The 20,287-nt window shown below is 61.3% G+C and carries 24 protein-coding genes and 1 tRNA gene; 13 read left to right on the forward strand and 12 right to left on the reverse strand.

The window, feature by feature from the left end; genetic code table 11:
* Nucleotides 1–4 precede the first annotated feature (4 nt).
* Nucleotides 5–886: a siderophore ABC transporter substrate-binding protein gene (locus BLW66_RS06815; protein ID WP_089946375.1), complete on the reverse strand. Its 882-nt coding sequence runs from the start codon at nucleotides 884–886 to the stop codon at nucleotides 5–7.
* A gap of 153 nt (nucleotides 887–1,039) precedes the next feature.
* Between BLW66_RS06815 and BLW66_RS06820 the strand changes: the two genes are divergently transcribed.
* Nucleotides 1,040–1,336, forward strand: coding sequence for a DUF2218 domain-containing protein (locus tag BLW66_RS06820; RefSeq protein ID WP_089946377.1), 297 nt, complete (start codon nucleotides 1,040–1,042; stop codon nucleotides 1,334–1,336).
* Between the two features lie 102 nt (nucleotides 1,337–1,438).
* Complete coding sequence (locus tag BLW66_RS06825; protein WP_089946379.1) at nucleotides 1,439–3,382, forward strand: TonB-dependent receptor domain-containing protein; 1,944 nt, start codon at nucleotides 1,439–1,441, stop codon at nucleotides 3,380–3,382.
* Between the two features lie 162 nt (nucleotides 3,383–3,544).
* On the opposite strand, the gene BLW66_RS06830 is transcribed toward BLW66_RS06825, so the two are convergent.
* The 4 genes from BLW66_RS06830 to BLW66_RS06845 form a co-directional block, all read right to left on the reverse strand.
* Nucleotides 3,545–3,620 (reverse strand) — tRNA-Thr (locus BLW66_RS06830).
* A 42-nt stretch (nucleotides 3,621–3,662) separates the two neighbouring features.
* Nucleotides 3,663–5,159 carry a heme biosynthesis protein HemY gene (locus tag BLW66_RS06835; protein WP_089946380.1) on the reverse strand — a complete coding sequence of 499 codons (1,497 nt, stop codon included), beginning with the start codon at nucleotides 5,157–5,159 and terminating at the stop codon, nucleotides 3,663–3,665.
* A 9-nt stretch (nucleotides 5,160–5,168) separates the two neighbouring features.
* Complete coding sequence (locus BLW66_RS06840; protein ID WP_139254538.1) at nucleotides 5,169–6,446, reverse strand: COG4223 family protein; 1,278 nt, start codon at nucleotides 6,444–6,446, stop codon at nucleotides 5,169–5,171.
* A gap of 101 nt (nucleotides 6,447–6,547) precedes the next feature.
* Nucleotides 6,548–7,219, reverse strand: coding sequence for a uroporphyrinogen-III synthase (locus BLW66_RS06845; RefSeq protein ID WP_089946382.1), 672 nt, complete (start codon nucleotides 7,217–7,219; stop codon nucleotides 6,548–6,550).
* Nucleotides 7,220–7,267: 48 nt separating this feature from the next.
* On the opposite strand from BLW66_RS06845, the gene tsaD reads away from it, so the two are divergent.
* From tsaD to BLW66_RS06885, 8 genes are all read left to right on the forward strand, one after another.
* The gene (gene tsaD / locus BLW66_RS06850) at nucleotides 7,268–8,365 is read left to right on the forward strand and encodes a tRNA (adenosine(37)-N6)-threonylcarbamoyltransferase complex transferase subunit TsaD (protein WP_089946383.1); all 1,098 of its coding nucleotides are present in this window, start codon (nucleotides 7,268–7,270) and stop codon (nucleotides 8,363–8,365) included.
* Complete coding sequence (locus tag BLW66_RS06855) at nucleotides 8,362–9,333, forward strand: NAD(P)H-dependent glycerol-3-phosphate dehydrogenase (protein WP_089946384.1); 972 nt, start codon at nucleotides 8,362–8,364, stop codon at nucleotides 9,331–9,333. Before tsaD ends, BLW66_RS06855 begins: the two co-directional genes overlap by 4 nt.
* Nucleotides 9,305–9,577, forward strand: a complete 273-nt coding sequence (locus tag BLW66_RS06860; RefSeq protein ID WP_089946705.1) for a YciI family protein — start codon at nucleotides 9,305–9,307, stop codon at nucleotides 9,575–9,577. Before BLW66_RS06855 ends, BLW66_RS06860 begins: the two co-directional genes overlap by 29 nt.
* On the forward strand, nucleotides 9,577–9,990 hold the full coding sequence (locus BLW66_RS06865) for an EVE domain-containing protein (RefSeq protein WP_089946385.1): 414 nt from the start codon (nucleotides 9,577–9,579) through the stop codon (nucleotides 9,988–9,990). The genes BLW66_RS06860 and BLW66_RS06865 overlap by 1 nt, the downstream gene beginning before the upstream one ends.
* A gap of 261 nt (nucleotides 9,991–10,251) precedes the next feature.
* Nucleotides 10,252–11,247, forward strand: coding sequence for a TRAP transporter substrate-binding protein (locus tag BLW66_RS06870; RefSeq protein ID WP_089946386.1), 996 nt, complete (start codon nucleotides 10,252–10,254; stop codon nucleotides 11,245–11,247).
* A gap of 91 nt (nucleotides 11,248–11,338) precedes the next feature.
* Entirely contained in the window at nucleotides 11,339–11,869 is a 531-nt protein-coding gene (locus tag BLW66_RS06875; RefSeq protein ID WP_089946387.1) for a TRAP transporter small permease, read from the forward strand.
* Between the two features lie 2 nt (nucleotides 11,870–11,871).
* Nucleotides 11,872–13,152, forward strand: a complete 1,281-nt coding sequence (locus tag BLW66_RS06880) for a TRAP transporter large permease (protein ID WP_089946388.1) — start codon at nucleotides 11,872–11,874, stop codon at nucleotides 13,150–13,152.
* 92 nt (nucleotides 13,153–13,244) lie between these two features.
* Nucleotides 13,245–13,925 carry a GntR family transcriptional regulator gene (locus BLW66_RS06885; protein ID WP_089946389.1) on the forward strand — a complete coding sequence of 227 codons (681 nt, stop codon included), beginning with the start codon at nucleotides 13,245–13,247 and terminating at the stop codon, nucleotides 13,923–13,925.
* A 276-nt stretch (nucleotides 13,926–14,201) separates the two neighbouring features.
* On the opposite strand, the gene BLW66_RS06890 is transcribed toward BLW66_RS06885, so the two are convergent.
* From BLW66_RS06890 to BLW66_RS06905, 4 genes are all read right to left on the reverse strand, one after another.
* Nucleotides 14,202–14,543, reverse strand: coding sequence for a DUF2853 family protein (locus tag BLW66_RS06890; RefSeq protein WP_089946390.1), 342 nt, complete (start codon nucleotides 14,541–14,543; stop codon nucleotides 14,202–14,204).
* 139 nt (nucleotides 14,544–14,682) lie between these two features.
* Complete coding sequence (locus tag BLW66_RS06895) at nucleotides 14,683–15,375, reverse strand: extensin-like domain-containing protein (protein WP_170833416.1); 693 nt, start codon at nucleotides 15,373–15,375, stop codon at nucleotides 14,683–14,685.
* A gap of 48 nt (nucleotides 15,376–15,423) precedes the next feature.
* Nucleotides 15,424–16,809, reverse strand: coding sequence for an adenosylhomocysteinase (gene ahcY, locus BLW66_RS06900; RefSeq protein ID WP_089946392.1), 1,386 nt, complete (start codon nucleotides 16,807–16,809; stop codon nucleotides 15,424–15,426).
* A 74-nt stretch (nucleotides 16,810–16,883) separates the two neighbouring features.
* Nucleotides 16,884–17,186 (reverse strand): hypothetical protein, encoded by a 303-nt coding sequence (locus BLW66_RS06905; protein ID WP_089946393.1) that lies wholly within the window; start codon nucleotides 17,184–17,186, stop codon nucleotides 16,884–16,886.
* A gap of 73 nt (nucleotides 17,187–17,259) precedes the next feature.
* On the opposite strand from BLW66_RS06905, the gene BLW66_RS06910 reads away from it, so the two are divergent.
* A complete protein-coding gene (locus tag BLW66_RS06910; protein WP_089946394.1) occupies nucleotides 17,260–17,853 on the forward strand; it encodes an HD domain-containing protein in 594 nt (197 codons plus the stop codon).
* Nucleotides 17,854–18,021: 168 nt separating this feature from the next.
* Here the strand turns inward: BLW66_RS06910 and BLW66_RS06915 are convergent, their stop codons facing one another.
* Nucleotides 18,022–18,894, reverse strand: coding sequence for a LysR family transcriptional regulator (locus BLW66_RS06915; protein ID WP_089946395.1), 873 nt, complete (start codon nucleotides 18,892–18,894; stop codon nucleotides 18,022–18,024).
* A 103-nt stretch (nucleotides 18,895–18,997) separates the two neighbouring features.
* On the opposite strand from BLW66_RS06915, the gene BLW66_RS17880 reads away from it, so the two are divergent.
* A complete protein-coding gene (locus BLW66_RS17880; protein ID WP_170833417.1) occupies nucleotides 18,998–19,162 on the forward strand; it encodes a hypothetical protein in 165 nt (54 codons plus the stop codon).
* Nucleotides 19,156–19,404, forward strand: coding sequence for a DUF6552 family protein (locus BLW66_RS06920; protein WP_089946396.1), 249 nt, complete (start codon nucleotides 19,156–19,158; stop codon nucleotides 19,402–19,404). Before BLW66_RS17880 ends, BLW66_RS06920 begins: the two co-directional genes overlap by 7 nt.
* On the opposite strand, the gene BLW66_RS06925 is transcribed toward BLW66_RS06920, so the two are convergent.
* Complete coding sequence (locus BLW66_RS06925) at nucleotides 19,394–19,726, reverse strand: hypothetical protein (RefSeq protein WP_139254540.1); 333 nt, start codon at nucleotides 19,724–19,726, stop codon at nucleotides 19,394–19,396. The genes BLW66_RS06920 and BLW66_RS06925 overlap by 11 nt on opposite strands.
* Nucleotides 19,723–20,277, reverse strand: a complete 555-nt coding sequence (locus tag BLW66_RS06930) for an ActR/PrrA/RegA family redox response regulator transcription factor (RefSeq protein WP_089946398.1) — start codon at nucleotides 20,275–20,277, stop codon at nucleotides 19,723–19,725. Before BLW66_RS06930 ends, BLW66_RS06925 begins: the two co-directional genes overlap by 4 nt.
* Nucleotides 20,278–20,287 lie beyond the last annotated feature (10 nt).

Consider the following 20,287-nt stretch of genomic DNA (forward strand, 5'->3'; position numbering starts at 1 on the left):
CGCCTCAGAACGCGGATTCGATGTCTTTCAGGGTTTGCGTCATAGACTGGATGCCGCCCCCTGCGATGTAAATCGGGGCGGGATTCAGATAAAGCACATTGCCGTTCGCCCACGCCTTTGTCTCATGAACCAGCGCGTTATCAAGCGTCGCCTTGGCATTATCGCCGTCCGTCCCGATGGCAGCGAGACGGTCGACGATCAGCAGAATGTCAGGGTTGGCATCGCGAATAAATTCGAAGCTGACCGCCTCGCCGTGGGTGGATTGCGCCACCCCGTCCACGGCCTCCGGCAGGTCCAACGCGCTATGCAGCCAGCCAAAGCGCCCACCGACACCGTAGGTCGACACCTTTGGCCCGTTGGTCATCACGATCAGCGCCGTGCCCTTATCCGCCACCGCATCCTTGGTCGCTTGAAGTTGAGCCTCAAAACCCGCCTTCAACGCGGCCGCCTCATCTGCCTTGTCAAAAATGGCACCGTAAGCTTCCAGTCGCGCCAACCCTTCGCCAACGACGTCATCATAGATTGTCATGTCGAGTGTCGGCGCAATTTTGGCCAGTTCCGGCACCTGCTCGGACGACCGCCCGCCCGCAATAATCAGGTCCGGCTGCATGGCGTTCACCGCCTCGAAATCCGGCTCGAATAGTGATCCCACGGCGGTGGTGCCCGTCGCCGCGCTTTCCAGATAGGGCAGATAGACCGGCGAAACCAAGCCGTCGACCGCGACGCCCAAGGCCTGCAATGTGTCCATCGCCGCAAGGTCGAACACGGCGATCTTGTCGGGGCTCGCCTCGACACTCACGGAGCCTGTGAAGGTTTCCACCTCAACGGTTTGTGCGATGGCTGGGCTGGAAAGCCCAATAAGAACAACGGCTAGCTGCTTTAGCATAGGACAACTCCTGTCATGCTGCATGGCTAGCACCGGACCCGTTTGGCTGGGGTGGCTTGGCTTTGCGTTAACGATTTGACCTTCCTTAGAACCTGCCATATGTGGTGTCCAGAGATTCCTTACTCTTTTAATCAGTTACTCAAGGAGACCCACATGCCCAAGACAATTGGACGGGTTGAGACGGCGAATAGCTCCAAATACCTGCAACAGCTTTGCAAGCATTTTGCGCATAAAATTACCGTCGAGCATGACACCCATTCCGGCCGCGCAGAGTTCTCGCTTGGTACGGCAACGCTGAAGGCAGACGACGATGTGCTGACCGTGGAATTCGACCTTAACAGCGCCGAAGACACCGCCATGGCCCACCGCGTCATCGACAGTCATCTCGAAAAATTCGCGTTCCGCGAACAAATCACTGGGCTTGATTGGTCCACACCAGCCGCTGGGTAACCCCAGCGCCAAATCAACCCACGACCCCCTAACTCTCGGCAGCCAAGGCGACGACGCCCCAGCAACCTATACCTCCACTTCCTGCGTATAAGGTGCCGCACCATGAAGACCCTTCCCATATTTATTCTGACCTCCACGGGTCTGGCCGCGACCGGCGCATTCGCGCAGTCCGGTGAGCCGTTTGAACTCAACACAATCACCCTAGGCGTCAGCGCTGAAACCTCGGTCGACGTCACCGCCGAAGACATAGAGCGTCAGAACCCCGCCGACCTACAGGATCTCTACAAAAGTGAGCCATCCGTCGCCGTTGGCAGCTCCATCCCCGCATCTCAGAAACTCTATGTAAATGGGGTGGAGGAAACGAACCTGTCGGTGTCTATCGACGGCTCCCGCCAGAACAACAAAATCTTCCACCACAATGCGACAACCCTCATTGATCCGGCCCTGCTGAAAGCCGTCCGCATCGAACCCGGTGTAGCGGCGGCGGATGCCGGTCCCGGCGCGCTTGCCGGCTCCGTCGCCTATGAAACCAAAGATGTTGCTGACCTGCTGGACCCAGACCTGACATTCGGCGGTTTCGTCAAAGGCGAATACGACAGCAACGGCAACGTGTTTACCAACAGCACGTCCCTTTACGGGCGCAATGGCAACTTCGAATACCTCGGCTTCTTCAAGGTTGCGAACGGGGGCCTGCGCAAAGATGGCGATGATCTCGATATCATCGGTTCCGGCACCGGCATGTTCAGTGGCTTGGCCAAGGCTGCCTACACCACGGACACCGGCCACCGGTTTGAGTTGTCCTACGAGAAGGTCAACGACGACGAAGCCCGCCCCTACCGCGCCAACATCGGGCAGATCATCGGCGGGCGCCCCGTGCCGCTGACCCGCAATTACGACTTGTCCCGTGAGAACGTGGTATTCACCTACAGCAACGACCAGCTGGGTGGCATCTGGGATCCGACCGTCACGCTGGCCTATAGTGCCACTGATCTGGATATCGTGGAGACAAGCCAAACCAGCCGTGGCACCACACAAAGCTTCAATGGCTCGATTAAAAACCGGTTCGCGTTGGACGGCGGCTCTGTCACGGCGGGGCTCGACTTCTATTCCGATCAGGCGGAGCTGGACTACCGCTCCGCCTCAGCCACGCAAACCCCGTCGGAGAAATCCAGCAACATCGGCATTTTCGCGCAAGCGCGCTTGGACCTGTCGGACCGCGCGCGCGTGTCGTTCGGCGGGCGCGCCGACTTTCAAAGGCACACCGGCATAGACGGCACCAAGTCTAACGACAACGGCCTGTCCGGTAACATCAGCGGTGAGTTTGACCTCAACGACGTCGTCACCCTCAGCGCGGGCTACTCCCATGTTTGGGGCGGGGTAACGCTGGCCGAAAACTTTATCATGAACCCCGCATGGACCTACCCCACGGACGGCATAGAGGCGGCCACATCCGATAACCTGTTCGTCTCGGCGCGGGCCGACTTTGGCCACTGGGATGTGAAGGGTAAGCTGTTTAAAACCGACGTAGATAACGCGCGGACACCGTCCTATAGCGGCGGGCCAGACGGCACCACCAGCTTCACCTCTCGCGGGTTCGAGCTGGGGTTCGGCTACAACTGGGATAACGGCTTCCTGCGGCTGGGTTACGCGAACATCGACACAGAAATCGAAGGGCGCGTCGCGGATTCCTACACCGGCAATTACCTGACCACCCCCATCGGCGAAATCATCACCATTGAGGCCGTGCACGCCCTGCCGCATCATGGCCTCACCTTCGGGGCAGACGCGCAGATCGTGCTGGAGGAAACCAACACCTATAGCTCTGCTGGTGGAAATGGTCCGGCCTTGCCCTCCTACGAGGTGGTGAACGCATTTGTTGAGTATAAGCCAAGCCGGGTAAAGAACCTGTCCCTCCGCGGCGAGATCAACAACATGTTCGACGCAAGCTACGCCAGCCGCGCCACCTACGGCCAAGAGTACGGCACGGTCGTGCCACTCAACGAGCCGGGCCGGTCCGTCAAAATCAGCGCGACGCTGAATTTCTAAACACGCAGAGGTGGGGGCACCCCCACCTCACACCCGCGACAACTACTTAAGAGCCGCTAGGGGACCAAGCCGGTTGACAGAAACCACTGTGAGGCAAAGGATCACCGAAAACCCCTTAAAGAAGGGCGTATCGCATACCATCGGTCAAATTGTGCAGCAAACTGGTGCCCCATGACGGACTTGAACCGCCGACCTTGTCCTTACGAAGGACCTGCTCTACCAGCTGAGCTAATGGGGCTTCGGCGCGGGAAATAGCACCCTGTGCGCCGTGGGGGAAGTGTTATTTTTGCCCCTGATCCGCAGCTTTTTCGGCCGCATCATCATCCAGCTCCACGACGATCACCTCGTGGTCAGGAACCACTTCGGCGTCCTCCGCCGCAGGCGCGTCGGGCGTGTTATCCAACGCCCCGACAATCAGCGGCAACATCGCCGTACCGGCTGGCATAGAGACTGAGGTTTCCGGCGCATCCGTCCAGCTTAGCGTGTCCAAGCTGCCGCAGCCCGCGCAGGTCGGCGCCCAATGCGCATGCACGTTCTGGCACTTCTCGCAGACCCATTGCGGACCGCGCGGTGCCGACAAAGCCCGCGTCAGCCAGCCGCGCACCACGGCGTCGTCGGCACCCTCGCCGCGTTCCACCGCCGCCATGATCGTCAGTACCCGTGCGGTCGGCGCGGTCTCGACTAAATCCCCGATAGCGCGACGCGCGGCGGGGAAGTCTTCGGCGGCAATGTTCAGCTCTGCCAGCAGCATCTTGGTTTCCGCATGCTCCGGCGATACCCGCGTCAACACGCTGAACCGTTTGATACGCGCCTCCGGCGACTCGTCAGGGGCAATCTCGGCAAAGACGGCGGCCAGATCGGGATGCGGCTGCGCGCCCCATGCCTTCTTGATCACACGGGCCGCGTATTTCGGTTTGCCCTGCTCGATATAGCCCCGCGCGGCCAGAACCGCGGCAGGGATCAGATCCGGCGACAGGCGGTTGGCCTCGATCGCGGTTTCGCGCGCCTCAATGCTGGAGCCCTCCAACATCACGTCCTTTGCCTCCGACAAGGCCAGCACCGCGTCACGGCGGCGGTGCACGTCGCGTGGCAGGCTGCCGTGCTTCAGCTTCGCGTTCAGCGTCTTGCGCGCGCCGGTCCAATCCTCGGACTTCGCTTGCAGCGACAGCAGCACGTCTTGCGTGTCTTCATGTTTCGGCTTCAGCGCAAACGCTTTCTCCGCCAGCTTCAGCGCAGTGTCTGTGTCGCCCTCCGCCAGCTTCTGCTTCATGATCCCGCGCACCCCGACAAAGCGCGTGCGCTCGTCGGTCAGCAGACGTTTGTAAACCTCTTGCGCCTTCTTGCTGTCGCCCGCCGTCTCAGCCGCCTGCGCGGCCAGAAGGTTGGTCAACTCGGGGCGGGCCAGATATTTCTCCGCTTTCGCCGCCTTCGCCATCGCGGTGCGGCCTTCGCCGGACGCCACCGCCATCAGCCCATCCGCCAAAGCCTCAAAGCCTTTGCGCTCGCGGTTACGGGTGAAGTAGCGGCTGATCGCGGTCTCGTCGCCGTTCAGGAAATGGAACGTGGCGCTCAGCAGTCCGATGACCTTGAGCAAAACCCAAAACGCCGCCAGCATCGCGACAAGGCCCAGAATGGTCATCAACGGGGTGAAGGTGAACTCCGTGTTGGCCACCGAGACCCGCACACCGCCGCTGGTTTCCAGCAACATGCCCAAGCCCCAAGTGATTGCCACGATGACGCCCACAAACAGCAGAATTTTAATAAGAGACCAAAGCATATAACTATCCTAATTCGCGTTCAGCGCGTCTGTGAGACCTTCAAATGCGACAAGCGCATCACGCCGCGTCGCCGCGACACCCGCCCAATCGTCCAGCTTGGCCCGACCGGCCTCCGGCAGGGCGTCAATCGTTGTCAAAGCAGTGTCCAGATCACCGGCTTTCGTCGCAGCTTCGGCGCGGGACAACACCGCGTCAGGGTCATCCCCGTCGCGCGGCGTCAAGGAGCGCGCACCAAGCTGGTCCTTCAAGAAGAACGTCAAACGCTCCGTCGTGCTGTCGCCCGCCGTAGCCTTCAATGACGCCGATAAGGCCGCACGCGCACCGTCCGCAAACTGGCCCTCCACGGCGGCGGCGGTTGGAATGCCCGTCTCCGCGTTGGCGCTCAGCACGTCCGGCACGTTGGTCGCGGCGGCAATGTCTGGGATCACGGACGCATAGGGCGCGCCCGTCTCTAGGGCGGATCGCAGCGCGTTCAGCGCGCCCCTTGCCTTCACACGCGCTTCAGCTTCGGCGGCGCTTTCCTGTTGTGCCTGCGCGGTGGCGATCTGGTCTTGCGTCAGGGACCGCATCTTTTCCAGATTGGCCTCCAGCGCTTCCATCTCGGCGCGCTGCGCGTCCAGCATGGCTTGCACATCGTCTGGCAATGGCGCGGCGCTTTGGGTCGGCAGCGCGTCGATACGCGCGCCTAGCGCTTCGTCGGCGGTCACGCTGTTGGTCTGCGCCACGTCCAACGCGGCTTGCAGGGCGGCAATGGTTTTGGCCTGCTCTACGAACATCGCGTCGACGTCAGCGCCGTCGTTGAAAATCGGCCACTCCGCCGCTTTGAAATAGATCGCCCCGCCAAAGCCGATCACCGCCGCCAAGGCGCCGCCCATCAACGTCGCCCAAAAGCCGCCGCGCCGCTCCACCACGGTGGGCGGGGTGGGCACAATCGGGGCCGTGATCACAGGCTCTGCTTCGGGCCTGGCTTCGGGCTTCTCATCGCCCTTATCTTCAGGCATGTCCTCGACGATCTCCGCCTCCGGCACGTCCTCTGGCTCAGACTCCGGCTCAGACTCAGACTCATTCGAAGCCGTATCCACCTCGACATCCTGCGCCACACCGTCTTCAGGCGCATCTTCCGGCCCGCCTAGCGCCACGCCCTCCACCTTGGTGTCGGCCATCGCGGCGTCCAACTCGTCAAATTCCGCGCCTTTTACAACGCCGGATATCGCGCCAGCTTTTGACGACCCCGCTTTTGCATCGGTTGCACCAGTCTTGGACGGGGTATTCTTCTTACGGGCCAAGCGCATATTCCTTTTCGCTTCAATCGCGGGGCGACTCTCTAAAATATGGGCCGCCACGTCTGACCTTAGACCAACAGCCCGCTAACGCTCAAGCAGAACACCTACCCTCGGGCGTCCTGAATGGCGTGTAACATCGCCACGGCATCTGGCGCATCCGCTACCCGCGCCACGGTCAGACCAGCGCTCCGCGCCACCTCTGCCGCTGCGTCGCTGATCACAATGACATGCAGCGCCGCAACCTCGTCACCCGTTAACTGTTTCGCAAACAGCGCCACGCTTCGCGGGGAAAACAACGGCACGATAACCGTGCCCTCCGTTCGCAGCACGCCGCGTGCCTCTGCCGATAGGGCCAGCGGGCGTTGCTCATAGACGGTCAGGGGCGTGGCCCCCATGTCCACATCGCCCGCAACATGCCGCCCGCGCGGATGCACAAGGCGCAGCCCTTCGGCGCGTGCCGCCAGCAGCCGGTTCAAGTCGCGCAAATCGCCATCCGCACTTTCCGCGTCGAACCCAGCGCCCTCAGCCTCCGCTGCGGTTCTGCCGCCCACGCAAAACGCCCGCCCGCGCCATGCGTGGCCGCGCACAAATCCGCGCACGCCGTTCTCCGAGGTGAAAACCACCGCATCCGGCGCTTGCTCCAAGGGGGCGAAATCAAGAAACACGGTTTCCATCAACGGCGACAAGATCACCGGCGCGTCCAATTCGGCGGCAAAGCGCGTCGCAGCCGCCAAGGGCCGCGTCAGAAGCACGGGGGGTGGGATTGTCTGGGCCATGCCAAAGGTGTTACCCGTTGCCAAAGCCCCGCACAACAGGCCGAACCCTTGGCAAAAACCCTCACCATCCTAGGCATCGAAAGCAGCTGTGATGACACCGCAGCCGCCGTGGTCCGCCACACTGACGGCCAACCGCCCGAAATCCTGTCGAACGAGGTGTTCGGCCAGACAGACCTGCATGCCGACTTCGGCGGCGTGGTGCCTGAAATCGCAGCCCGCGCCCACGCCGAAAAGCTGGATGTGATGGTGGAGGCCGCCCTTGCAACGTCCACCCTGTCCTTGGCCGATATAGACGCCATCGCCGTCACCGCTGGCCCTGGCCTGATCGGCGGTGTCATGTCCGGCGTGATGTGCGCCAAGGGGCTGGCCGCAGGGGCTGGCAAGCCCCTTATCGGGGTGAACCATCTGGCGGGGCACGCCTTGACGCCGCGCCTGACCGATCAGTTGGAGTTTCCCTACCTGATGCTGCTGGTCTCCGGCGGTCACTGCCAGTTCCTGATCGCCCATTCCGCGACCAAATTTCAACGCCTCGGCGGCACCATCGACGACGCCCCGGGAGAGGCATTTGACAAGGTCGCCAAGCTCATCGGCCTTCCCCAACCCGGCGGCCCGTCGATTGAACATGCCGCAAAATCCGGCGATGCGAAATCCCACAAGCTGCCCCGCCCCATGCTGGACCGCGACGGCTGCGATATGTCCTTCTCCGGCCTCAAGACCGCAGCCCTGCGTGCCCGCGATGCGTTGGTTGGGGCGCAAGGCGGGCTGCACCCGCAAGATCAGGCCAACCTGTCCGCCAGCTTCCAAGCCGCCGTCACCGACGTGCTGGCAGAGAAGACCCGCCGCGCCTTGGCGCTCTATCTCGAACTTGAACCCAAGGCCCCCGCCATCGCCGTCGCCGGTGGCGTCGCCGCCAACCAAACCATACGCGCCAGCCTGCAGGCGCTGGCCACGGACCACGGCGTGCGCTTCACCGCGCCGCCGCTAAAGCTGTGCACCGATAACGCCGCCATGATCGCATGGGCGGGGATGGAGCGGTTCCGCCTTGGCCTGATAGACGATCTGGCTCTCGCCGCGCGTCCGCGCTGGCCGCTGGACACCGCCGCCCCCGCCATGCTGGGATCCGGCAAAAAAGGAGCAAAGGCATGAGCAAGATCACCGTCGCTGGCGCAGGGGCGTTCGGCTCCGCACTCGCTGTCGCGCTCGATATGGCTGGGCGCGAGGTCACGCTTGTGGGCCGCAACGTCGATGCCTTCCGCAGCAGCCGCGACAACCCGCGCCTGAAAGGCGTGCCGATCCCCGAAAGCATCACGCTGGCCACCGAGTTGAACGTGACGCGCGACGATATCCTGCTGCTGGCTGTGCCTATGCAGGCGCTGTCGGGGTATCTGGAGCAAACCCGCCCCACCCCGAAGGCCGCTGTCGCGTGCAGCAAGGGTGTGGACCTCGCCAGCGGACGCGGCCCCACCGCGATCATCGACGATCTGCTCGACGCGCCCTCCGCCATTCTGACCGGACCCAGCTTCGCCGCCGACATCGCGCGCGGCCTGCCCACGGCGCTGGTCATCGCCACGCGAAGCGACACGGGCGCGGACCTGCAAGAAACACTGTCCACCGACACGCTGCGCCTTTACCTGTCCGACGATCCCATCGGCGCGGAACTTGGCGGGGCGCTCAAGAACGTGATCGCCATTGCCTGCGGCATCTGTATCGGCGCGGGGCTTGGGGAAAGCGCACGCGCCGCCCTGATGACACGCGGCATGGCGGAAATGCTGCGCATGGCCGTCGCGATGGGGGCCAAGCCGGAAACCCTTGCCGGTCTGGCGGGCTTCGGCGATTTGGCGCTGACCTGCACATCCGCGCAATCGCGCAACTTCTCCTTCGGTCTATCGCTAGGCGGAAAAGGCCCCGCGCCCACCGCCACCACCGAGGGCCGCCACACCGCGCGCGCCATTGTGAAGCTGGCCGAGACCAAAGGCGTAGATATGCCCATCGCCAAAATGGTAGCAGGGATGGTAGAAGGGGACTTAACACTGCAACAGGCGCTGTCTTTGCTCCTGTCGCGCCCGCTGACAAAGGAATGGCCATATGCTTATCGCACTGATCTGCACCGATAAACCCGATCACTTGGAGACGCGCAAAGCCAACCGTGACGCGCATGTGGCTTATCTGAAGTCGTCGGGATGCGTGGTGCAGGCTGGCCCGTTTCTTGATGAAAGCGGCGATATGTACGGCTCCCTCGTGGTGCTTGATCTGCCCGATATGAACGCCGCCCATGCATGGGCGGCCGCCGATCCCTATGCCAAGGCCGGTCTCTTCTCCGAGGTGCGGTTGGAGCAGTGGAACAAGGTGATCGGCTGATGCGCTACTGGCTGTTCAAATCGGAGCCCTCCACATGGTCTTGGGACCAGCAGGTTGCCAAAGGCGACGCGGGCGAGGAATGGGACGGCGTGCGCAACTACCAAGCCCGCAACTTCATGCGGGAGATGAAGCTGGGGGACCTCGGCTTCTTCTACCACTCCCAAAAAGACCGCGAGATCGTCGGCATCGTGGAGGTCTGCGCCGAGGCGCACCAAGACAGCACCACCGATGATGACCGCTGGGAATGCGTCAACATCAAGGCCGTGGAGCCGCTGAAAACCGGTGTCACCCTCGCGGACATCAAGGCCGACGGGCGCTTTGACGAGATGGCGCTGGTCAAAAGCTCCCGCCTGTCGGTGCAGCCCGTCACAGCCGACGAATGGGCGATGATCCGCAAAATGGGCGGCCTCTAACCCCGCCACCCCACACGCAGCAAGACTTACACGCCGCAGAGAAGGACGAATCGCCGTCCGCCAGCGCCGTCTTTGCGCGTGCTCACGTCTCCCGTGCACCTCCAAAGCCCTTCGCCGTAAGGCACAACTCAAATAAATTGACGCAAAATTCTAATTGGTATACTAGAATACATTATGCGATTAACACGCCCTTGGCAGAGGAGGAAATCTGCCAAGCCAGCGATGACCCGCACATAAAACCAGACGATCAGGGAGGATCGAATGACATTTATCTCAAAGTTTAACACAACAGTGGCCAGCGCGGTTGTAGGCGGCTGCCTTGCCGTTGCCGCAACAACGGCCAGCGCCGCCGAACTGCGCGGCTGGAACATCCACGTCGAAGACTACCCCGTGTCCATCGCGATGGAATCCTTCATGGCCGAAGTGGCCGAGAAGACAAACGGCGAAATCACCGGCAAAACCTATCATAACGGCGTGCTGGGCAACCAACCTGACGCCATCGAGCAGATCCGTCTTGGCGTGATCGACTTCGGTGAATTCAGCCTTGGGCCAATGGGCCAGTCAGTGCCTGAAACCAACGTCGTGTCCCTGCCCTTCATCTTCAAAAGCATCCCGCAGATGTACAAGCTGATGGACGGCGAAGTTGGCGAAGCCATCGGCGCTGGCATGATGAAAAAAGGCATGGTGCCGCTCGGTTGGTACGATGCGGGCGCGCGCTCCTTCTACAACTCCAAGACGCCGATCAACACGCCGGCTGACGTTGAGGGCCTGAAAATCCGCGTCATGAGCAACGACCTCTTCGTCAAAATGGTTGAATCCATGGACGGCAACGCGACGCCAATGGCGTTCGGCGAGGTCTACCAGTCGATCAAAACCAGCGTTGTGGATGGCGCGGAAAACAACCCGCCCTCCTACGAGTCGACCAACCACTACGAGGTCGCCAAGTACTACTCTCTGACAGAGCACCTGATCATTCCGGAATGCCTGTGCATGAGCCTAAAAACTTGGGAGAAAATGACACCGGAGCAGCAAGCGATCCTGAAAGAAGCAGGCCAGAACAGCGCCGTAAAACAGCGTGAGCTGTGGCAGGCCCGCGAAGCCGCAAGCATGGAAACAGTCAAAGCAGGCGGCACGATTGTGAACACAATCGCCGACAAAGGCCCGTTCCAGGCCGCTATGGCGCCCGTCTACGACGGCTTCCTTGCAGCCAATCCGGAGCTGACCGATCTGGTCAACATGATCCGCAACGCGGACTAATGTGACCTGCTGACAATTGGCCCGCTGTATCTCTTGTGCGGCGGGCCTTTTGCACCTCAACACCCCATACCCCATCAGCGCGGAGACTGTGATGTCCGACCAATCCCCCTTCATTCGACGGTTAGAGCAGGTCTTGGACTGGGCACGGTCTTTTTGCATCCTCATCTCGTCGCTCGCGCTTGTCACCTTGGTCACCACCTTCGGCTGGCTGGTCTTCGGGCGCTACGTGCTCAACGTGACCCCCACGTGGGTGGAGCAACTGGCCCTGCTGCTGATCTGCTACATCGCCTTCCTTGGTGCTGCGGCAGGTGTGCGCGAGGACACGCACATCGGCGTCGCGCTGTTTCGTGACATGATGCCTTTCACCATCCAGAAAGTCGTGATGGTCGCCATCGACCTCATGCTCGCCGCATTCGGGGCCATCATGCTGATCGCAGGGATCACGCTGATGAAATTCGGGTGGGACACTGCCCTGCCCATGCTCGAAATTCCAGAAAGCTTCCGCACTCTGGCAATCACTTCCTGCGGCGCGCTGATCTTTATCTTCTCCGGCTCTCGCGGGCTCATTCGTATTCTTACTTTTCGGGCGTGGTCGCCTGAAGCTGACTTGAAGGACCTCTAAGCGTGGGACTAGCTATTCTTCTTTGCGTCTTTGGCGTGGGCGTCGTGATCGGCGCACCTGTTGCATTCGCCATGGGTATCGCCGCCGCTGCGGCCTTCTGGTACGAAGGCTTCCCCCTTCTCATCACCTTCCAGCGGGCGACGGCGGGCGTGTCGGTCTTCTCGCTGCTGGCGATCCCCTTCTTCGTCTTCGCGGGTGAGATCATGCTTCACGGCGGCATTGCCCGCCGCTTGGTCAAGCTGGCGTCGGCCTTGGTCGGCCACCTCAAGGGTGGCTTGGCGATGGTCAACATCTTCTCCAGCATGCTGTTCGGTGGCATCTCCGGCTCCGCCGTCGCGGATATCTCCGCGCTTGGCTCGCTGCTGATCCCTGTGATGAAGGAACGCGGCTACCGCCCCGACTTCGCGGTCAACGTCACCGTGACCTCCTCCATCGCGGGCATCGTGATCCCGCCCAGCCACAACATGATCATCTTCGCAGTGGCTGCTGGTGGCGGCATCTCCGTGTCCAAGCTGTTCTTGGCGGGCGTCATCCCCGGCATCTTGATGTGCGTCTGCCTCGCCATCGCCGCCTACATCCTGTCGATCAAGCACAACTACCCGTCAGAGCCATTCCCCGGTTGGGGCGAGGTTGGGCGCAGTGCGGCCGACGCCATCCCCGGTTTCATGACGGCGGTGATCATCGTAGGCGGCACCCTGTCGGGCGTCTTCACCGTCACGGAATCCGGTGCCTTCGGCGCCATCTACGCGGTGCTGCTAACCAAGTTCTACTACCGTGACCTTAGCTGGCAGTCCTTCGTGAGATCCGTCACGGGCGCGGTGCGCACGACGGCAATGGTGATGATCCTCATCGCCTTCGCCAGCTCTTTCGCCTACCTGCTGGCGCTCTATCAGGTTCCGGCCAAGCTCAGCACCTTGCTGGTGTCGATCTCTGACAACCCGATCATGATCCTGCTGATGATCAACCTGATTTTGCTGATCCTCGGGATGATCATGGACATGGCCGCGCTGATCCTGATCTGCACACCGATCTTCCTGCCCATCGCAAAGGGCTTGGGCATGGACCCGACGCAGTTCGGCATCATGATGTTGATCAACCTCGGGCTGGGCCTGTGCACGCCCCCCGTCGGCACCTGTCTCTTCGTCGGCTGCGCCGTGGGCAAAATCAAGATCGAGCAGGCGTTGAAATCAATCTGGCCGTTCTACGTCGCCATCTTGGGCGCGCTGCTTCTGGTCACCTTCGTGCCGCAGGTGTCGCTCTGGCTCCCGTCGCTTTACGATTGATCAAACAGAGGTCAGCCAGAGGTCACGGGCGGCGGTAGATTCACCGTGGCTTCTGGTATACGTAGCCGTCAATTCTATGGTGGGACAACGACATGACACAGCTAACAAACGCAGCGGAGCGCCGCACCAATGTGGATGAGGTCTTCGAGGCGTTGCACCACGAGATCGTGACATTGGAGCTGATGCCGGGCACCAAGATTTCCGAGGCGGAGATCGCCAGCAAGTTCTCTGTCTCGCGCCAACCCGTGCGCGACGCCTTCGCGCGGTTGGGCAATTTGGGGCTGCTGTTGATCCGCCCGCAAAAGGCCACGGTGGTGCGCAAGTTTTCCATGCCAGAGATTTCGCACGCCCGCTTTGTGCGCACCGCGATAGAGGTGGAGGTGCTGCGCAACGCTATCCACAAGTGGCCAGACATCGACACGTCGGACATTCGCGAAAACATGAAGCGCCAAGCCGCCAGCGTCGCCGCCAAAGACACCGTGCTGTTTCACGAGCTGGACTATGAGTTTCACAAAAGCCTCTGCGTCGGGGCGGGATTTGAGCTGGCGTTCGAGACGATCTCGGAGATGAAGTCCAAAGTCGACCGCCTGTGCAGCCTGTCGCTGGCGGAGCCCACTGAAATGGAAATCCTGCTCGCCGATCACACCCGCATGATTGCGGCGCTGGACGACGGCGACGCCGCCGCGTTGGAAACCGTCATTCGCCAGCACCTTGCGCGGCTCGACACAGTGGTGGACCGCATTCAGCAAAAGCATTCGGAATACTTCGAGTAACCGCCACCCGACCGCCAAAATGAAAAGAGGGTTCCGACCCCCCGGAACCCCCTTCTACCCCACGTGTTTGGTTACTCGCACCACGTGTCTTGGAAACTGGATCCGGCCCTACTGGCTCGGCATGCTTATGGGTAGCGACGGCGCGGCGGCATTGCAAACAAACTCTGCGCGCAATTCGAACCCCATTCCTGTCAAATTTTCCGCACCCCTCGGGGAACAGAAAACGCCCGCGCGAAAATCGGCGGGCGTTCAGATCGCGTCAGCCTGTGGTGCGGCTTAGCCGTACACGGACTCTTTGTTGAAGTGCTTGGTCAGCATGTAGTAGACGACCGCGCGGTATTTGTTGCGCTCGGACTTGCCGTATACTTCGATGACCGAATTGATGGCTTCCATCAGCTGCGGGCTGTCGGACAGGCCCAGCTTTTTGATCAGGAAGTTGTTCTTAACAGTTTCCAGTTCCTCGGCTTGGCTGCCAGCAACTGTGGATGCGTCTGCGTTGTAGATTGCAGGGCCGCAACCGATTGTGACTTTCGTCAACAGATCCATATCGGGCGTCATGTTGCATTTGTTTTTCAGATCGTCCGCATAGATTGCGATCAACTCGTCACGTTTTCCCATTGAAATATCTCCCACCAATGTTCGGGCCAACTGCCCCTGTTACAGCCCGTCAAAACGGGCCTTGAAGCGGACAATACTGGCTAAATCAGCCAATCCAAAGGAAAAATGCAGTGACTTTTCCCCGCAGGCGACAATGGGCCTAGCGGCAGGTCCCCCAGCCGTTGTTTTGCATGTGGAAGTGGTCGGCGTGCAGCGCGTTATACTCCGGACCCAGCACAGTGGAGAACCACTGGCACCCGCTATCGCGCAACTCTTGGAAGAACGCTTTTTGGGCGGGCGGGCCGGTCCAGCCCGACAGCAGATCAATCCGCGTCCCATCGGCCAGAACCACGCCGCGTATATCAATGGAGGCCGCGGTGGCATGGGTGCTCATCCGTGTTCTCGCCCCGCGGATAGGGCGGCAATTGTAGCTGCCGATGTGGCGCAATTCTTTGACACCCTGCCCGAAATGCGCCTCTGCCGCCGGTTGCACGCCGTGCTGTTCCCACATCGCGACCCTGAGGGCGGTCTCGCAAGAGGTCTCGACCGCGCGCAGTCGCGCAGCCCCCACGCCGGACAGATCGACACGGTTGGCGATGCCGCAGCGCTCCCCCTCCACCAGTGGCGGCATTGATTGGTAGCGCCCGCCTTGCGCCAAGACTTGCAGGCAGATGTCAGGGTCATCCAAGACCCGCCGCAGCTTGAAATGCGTCACCGGCGTCACGGGATCGGTCACCACCAATTCGCGCAACGGGTTCCATTCGCGCGGCAACGGGCTGCTTGGGTCGGTAAAGGCCCAATGAACGCCAAACGCCACCGCAGCAAAGGCTACGGTGGCGCTTAGAATACTCAAGACGACCCGAAAGGCCGTCATCGCGGGATGGGCTTTCAACCCGCGACCCTAGTAACGGTAGTGCTCTGGCTTGAACGGGCCGTCAGGCGACACGCCGATATAGTCGGCCTGCTCTTTGTCCAGCTTCGACAGTTTCACGCCGATGCGATCAAGGTGCAAACGCGCGACTTTCTCGTCCAGATGCTTGGGCAGGATGTAGACCTCGTTGTTATACGCGTCGTTGTTGGTCCAAAGCTCCATCTGCGCCAGCACTTGGTTGGTGAAGGAGGCGGACATCACGAAGGACGGGTGGCCCGTGGCGTTGCCAAGGTTCAGCAAACGGCCCTCGGACAGCAGGATCAAGCGGTTGCCGGATGGCATCTCGATCATGTCGACCTGTTCTTTGATGTTGGTCCACTTGTGGTTCTTCAGCGCGGCGACTTGGATTTCATTGTCGAAGTGGCCGATGTTGCCGACGATGGCCATATCCTTCATCTCGCGCATGTGCTCGATGCGGATCACATCCTTGTTGCCCGTGGTGGTGATGAAGATGTCAGCGGTGGACAACGCGTCCTCCAGCAGCACAACCTCGAACCCGTCCATAGCGGCTTGCAGGGCGCAGATCGGGTCAACTTCGGTGACCTTCACACGCGCACCAGCACCGCGCAGGGATGCGGCGGAGCCTTTGCCAACGTCGCCGTAGCCCATGACCACAGCAACTTTACCGGCCATCATGGTGTCCGTGGCGCGGCGGATGCCGTCGACCAGCGATTCCTTACAACCGTATTTGTTGTCAAACTTGGACTTGGTCACGCTGTCGTTCACGTTGATCGCTGGGAACGGCAGCTGGCCTTTCTTCACCAGATCATAGAGGCGGTGAACGCCGGTCGTTGTCTCCTCGGAGACACCTTTGATCTGGTCGCGCATCTTGGTGAACCAACCCGGGCTGGCTTCCATACGCTTTTTGATTTGCGCCTGAATGGCGACTTCTTCCTCGGAGGTCGCAACGCCGAATTCTTCGCCGCCCTCGATACGCGCACCCAACAGGATGTAGAGCGTGGCGTCGCCGCCATCGTCAAGGATCAGGTTCGGGCCTTCAGGGAACATGAAGGATTTGTCGAGGTAGTCCCAGTGCTCCTCAAGGCTTTGGCCTTTGATCGCGAACACGGGCGTGCCGCCAGCCGCGATGGCCGCAGCGGCGTGATCTTGTGTGGAGAAGATGTTGCAAGACGCCCAGCGCACGTCGGCGCCCAAAGCGACCAGCGTTTCGATCAGCACGGCGGTCTGGATGGTCATATGCAAGGAGCCCACGATCCGCGAGCCAGCCAGCGGCTTGCTTTCGCCGAACTCTTCACGCAGGGCCATCAGGCCCGGCATTTCGGTTTCTGCGATGTCGAGTTCTTTGCGGCCAAAGTCAGCCAGATTGATGTCTTTGACGATATAGTCGTTAGCCATTTCCTAATGTCCTCATGGGAATTTGCGCTCCGCGTAGCAGTTAATGGGCGCAATCTCAATGGGGCGCGGGACGGCTAGCCTTGGCCGTAAGGCAATCCGGCGACCAAAGAACCGGCGTCCATGTTGGGCGTCCAGTTGTCGCCCTGCGCCAAGGCGCAGCTTGTGCCGTTCTCGTTGTAGCTTACCACGGTCCAAGACCCGCCAATGCCGGAGGCCCAGACGATCGTACCGTCGTCGTCCATCACGGCAGGGGTTTCGTCGTACCAATCGACCAAAGCGGCTTCCATTTCGTCCGTTGGCATACAGACGGCATCATCTTGCGCGACAGCAGGCAAGGTGCTCAGAAGTAGGGCGGCGGCAGTAAAAAGCGGTTTCATCGTTTTCTCCTTCGGGGGTACAACCCTAAAAAGGTCACGAGGTTCCAAGTGATCACGGAAAGGTGGGCAGCGCGTGAAGAAACAACCCAGAGCATGGCAACGTATGTTGTCCGGCCGCAGGCTGGACCTGCTGGACCCGACTCCGATGGACATAGAGATAGAGGACATCGCCCACGGGCTGGCCTTCGTCGCGCGTTGGAACGGGCAAACCATGGGCGAATTCGCCTATTCCGTGGCGGAGCATTCCGTTCTGGTGGAGCAGCTTTATTCCGCCGCAAACCCGAATGCGCCGGTCAAATGGCAGTTGGCCGCGCTGCTGCATGACGCGCCCGAGTATGTGATCGGCGATATGATCTCGCCGGTGAAGAACGCGGTGGGGCCGGACTACGCCGTGCTGGACGACCGGCTCGCCGCCGCGATCCACATCCGTTTCGGGCTGCCTGCCGCCATTCCGGTGGCCGTGAAAAAGCAGATCAAGAAGGCCGACAAGCTGTCCGCATGGCTGGAGGCGACGCAAATTGCGGGGTTCTCAGTGGAGGAAAGCAACAAGTTTTTCGGCAAGCCAAACGCCGATGCACCCCTGCCCGCCAAGCTGGTGCCGCGCCCGCCGATGCAGGTAAAGGCAGAGTTTTTGCACCGCTTCGAGACCCTCTCCGCCGCGCTTTAGGGGTAACCCATGGGTTACTTTCCTCCCGCTGCACCGTAGCGGGCGTTAACCATCCTATGCCACGCCAGAACACTATGCCGGATGCTGCGTTTACACCTATTTGCATCCGGTTAATTTAATCGCATCAAAAGTCGTGGGGATTTGAGGCGATTAGCATTGACCGCCGCGTCACCCCGCCGCCGTTTTCAGCCACCTGATAAAGGTTTTGAGCGCGTCGGAGCGCGGCACGCGGCGCGTGACTAGGTAGTAGCCCAAAGACGACAACGGCGCCTCGTGCAGGCACATCAGATTGCCCTTGGCCAAATCGCCCTCCACCAGTGCCCGCGCCTGTATCGACAGCCCGACACCCGCCCGCGCCGCCGACAGCACCAGCGAATTGGTCGGCACATTGCTGACCGATGTGGCGGACAGATCCAGCCCCACCTCCTGTGCCCAGACGCGTTGCTCCAGCCGGTTGGTTTCGAACACCCACGGGAAACTGCAGAGGTCGCGCATAGACGCGCCCACCGCCTTGGCCGCCAACTCCGGCGCGCCGACGACCACGTAGTTGGCGTTCACCAGCAGCTCTACATCCAGTCCGGGCCAGATGCCGTGACCGTAGCGGATGGTCAAATCCAGCCCGTCGCGGCGCATATCGACCACCGCGAAGGATGGCTGCAACGTCACCTCTATGTCGGGATGCTGGGTCCAGAAGCCACCAATACGTGGCATTAACCAGTTCTCTGCAAACGTCGGGGTCATGCCGACGATCAGCGGGCGGTCGTGGCGCAACGCGCGGATGTCGCGCACGCCGGATGCGATGGTGGCGAACCCCTCGCCCAGCGACAGCGCAAGGCTGCGCCCCGCGTCGGTCAGCCCCATGCCTGCCCCTTGACGAAACACCAGCTCGCAACCGAACTCCGCCTCCAGCGCCCGCACATGCTGGGAGATCGCCGCATGGGTCACGTTCAACTCCCGCGCGGCAGCGGAAAAGCTGCTGAGCCGCGCCGTGGCCTCAAACGCCTTGAGCGCGGCAAGCGACGGGATATCGCGCCAGTCCATTACAGATATGATAGTTCAGCTAACATGTATGAAATCATACTGACGTGCATAGCAAAGGCAAGAGACGCAATATGAGGCATCACTTCATAGAAGGACTATAACCATGTTCGACTTAATCGCACGAAGCCTACACGCCGCCCTGATGCGCCGGTCCGAATTTCCTGACCACCTGAAAGAGCACTCCGACCGTCACACGCCTCGGTCGCGCAGACCGCAGTATGACCACAGCACACGCCGCGCGGAACGCTACGGGCGGGACCTATGGTAACCCTTGCCGCCAAACGCCCGAACGCCGAGGCCGCCACCTTTGCCCTGAAATGGGCGGCGTCCCTGATCCAGATCGCGGGCTATGCCACCACAGCCTTCGGGATGACTCCGTTGAACGTCTATTTGTTCGTCGTCGGGTTGGTGGGATGGTTCGCCGTCGGGGTGCTTTGGAACGACCGCGCGATCATGCTGATCCACGCGGTGGCACTGGCGGCGATGGTGGCGGGGCTGCTTAGCAGCTAACCCCCGCCTGCCCCTGAGCATTGGCCCAGCCGCGCAACGCGCCTGCGGCGAAAACCAGCGTGGTGCCGTCGGGCCAGTCAACGGCCTGACGGCCCTGCGCACAGTCGCGCGGGGCTGCGGGCGGCTGGCCCACAAGTTTGGTCATGGCGGGGATGGTGGAATGATCCGTGCGCCCGAAATCAATTCGCTGGGCACGGTTCACCAGTTGAACGCCGTTGCTATCGAGCGTGTAGGGGATCGGCGTTGCGCGCGGGGCCGTGGGGGCCGACGGCGCGCAGGCCGTCAGCAACATGGCCACACCAAGTCCTAACGCATACCTCATTTGGGCGACCGCTTGGCGAGGATGCGTTGCAACGTCCGGCGGTGCATGCTCAGGCGGCGCGCGGTCTCCGAGACGTTGCGGTCGCACAGCTCATACACACGCTGGATATGTTCCCACCGCACGCGGTCCGCCGACATCGGGTTTTCGGGTGGCGGGGGCAATTCATCGCCCGTGGCCAGCAGCGCGTTGGTGACGTCATTGGCGTCAGCGGGTTTGGACAGGTAATCCGTCGCCCCGATTTTGACCGCAGCCACAGCCGTAGCAATCGCGCCGTATCCTGTGAGCACAACGATTTTGGCGTCGGGGCGCTTCTCTCGGAGGACCTCCACCACATCAAGGCCGTTGCCGTCGCCCAGCCGCAAGTCAATCACCGCATAGGCGGGGGGGCGGGCCGTCGCGATGGCGCGGCCTGCCGCAACTGTTTCGGCGGTTTCGGGGGCGAACCCGCGCTTTTCCATGGCGCGGGCAAGACGGCGCAAAAAGGGTTCGTCGTCATCGACCAGCAACAGGGTGTTGTCCTCGCCGATTTCTTTTAGCGCGTTCTCAGCCATGGCAAATTCC

The sequence above is a fragment of the Litoreibacter albidus genome, assembly GCF_900107015.1.
GTDB classification, from domain to species: Bacteria; Pseudomonadota; Alphaproteobacteria; order Rhodobacterales; family Rhodobacteraceae; genus Litoreibacter; species Litoreibacter albidus.

What these genes read in the sequence shown, in the direction of transcription:
- BLW66_RS06815 (WP_089946375.1), bottom strand. Translation starts at nt 886, where the DNA reads ATGCTAAAGCAGCTAGCCGTTGTTCTTATTGGGCTTTCCAGCCCAGCC.
- BLW66_RS06820 (WP_089946377.1), top strand. Translation starts at nt 1,040, where the DNA reads ATGCCCAAGACAATTGGACGGGTTGAGACGGCGAATAGCTCCAAATAC.
- BLW66_RS06825 (WP_089946379.1), top strand. Translation starts at nt 1,439, where the DNA reads ATGAAGACCCTTCCCATATTTATTCTGACCTCCACGGGTCTGGCCGCG.
- BLW66_RS06835 (WP_089946380.1), bottom strand. Translation starts at nt 5,159, where the DNA reads ATGCTTTGGTCTCTTATTAAAATTCTGCTGTTTGTGGGCGTCATCGTG.
- BLW66_RS06845 (WP_089946382.1), bottom strand. Translation starts at nt 7,219, where the DNA reads ATGGCCCAGACAATCCCACCCCCCGTGCTTCTGACGCGGCCCTTGGCG.
- BLW66_RS06855 (WP_089946384.1), top strand. Translation starts at nt 8,362, where the DNA reads ATGAGCAAGATCACCGTCGCTGGCGCAGGGGCGTTCGGCTCCGCACTC.
- BLW66_RS06860 (WP_089946705.1), top strand. Translation starts at nt 9,305, where the DNA reads ATGCTTATCGCACTGATCTGCACCGATAAACCCGATCACTTGGAGACG.
- BLW66_RS06865 (WP_089946385.1), top strand. Translation starts at nt 9,577, where the DNA reads ATGCGCTACTGGCTGTTCAAATCGGAGCCCTCCACATGGTCTTGGGAC.
- BLW66_RS06870 (WP_089946386.1), top strand. Translation starts at nt 10,252, where the DNA reads ATGACATTTATCTCAAAGTTTAACACAACAGTGGCCAGCGCGGTTGTA.
- BLW66_RS06875 (WP_089946387.1), top strand. Translation starts at nt 11,339, where the DNA reads ATGTCCGACCAATCCCCCTTCATTCGACGGTTAGAGCAGGTCTTGGAC.
- BLW66_RS06885 (WP_089946389.1), top strand. Translation starts at nt 13,245, where the DNA reads ATGACACAGCTAACAAACGCAGCGGAGCGCCGCACCAATGTGGATGAG.
- BLW66_RS06890 (WP_089946390.1), bottom strand. Translation starts at nt 14,543, where the DNA reads ATGGGAAAACGTGACGAGTTGATCGCAATCTATGCGGACGATCTGAAA.
- ahcY (WP_089946392.1), bottom strand. Translation starts at nt 16,809, where the DNA reads ATGGCTAACGACTATATCGTCAAAGACATCAATCTGGCTGACTTTGGC.
- BLW66_RS06905 (WP_089946393.1), bottom strand. Translation starts at nt 17,186, where the DNA reads ATGAAACCGCTTTTTACTGCCGCCGCCCTACTTCTGAGCACCTTGCCT.
- BLW66_RS06915 (WP_089946395.1), bottom strand. Translation starts at nt 18,894, where the DNA reads ATGGACTGGCGCGATATCCCGTCGCTTGCCGCGCTCAAGGCGTTTGAG.
- BLW66_RS17880 (WP_170833417.1), top strand. Translation starts at nt 18,998, where the DNA reads ATGTTCGACTTAATCGCACGAAGCCTACACGCCGCCCTGATGCGCCGG.
- BLW66_RS06920 (WP_089946396.1), top strand. Translation starts at nt 19,156, where the DNA reads ATGGTAACCCTTGCCGCCAAACGCCCGAACGCCGAGGCCGCCACCTTT.
- BLW66_RS06925 (WP_139254540.1), bottom strand. Translation starts at nt 19,726, where the DNA reads ATGAGGTATGCGTTAGGACTTGGTGTGGCCATGTTGCTGACGGCCTGC.
- BLW66_RS06930 (WP_089946398.1), bottom strand. Translation starts at nt 20,277, where the DNA reads ATGGCTGAGAACGCGCTAAAAGAAATCGGCGAGGACAACACCCTGTTG.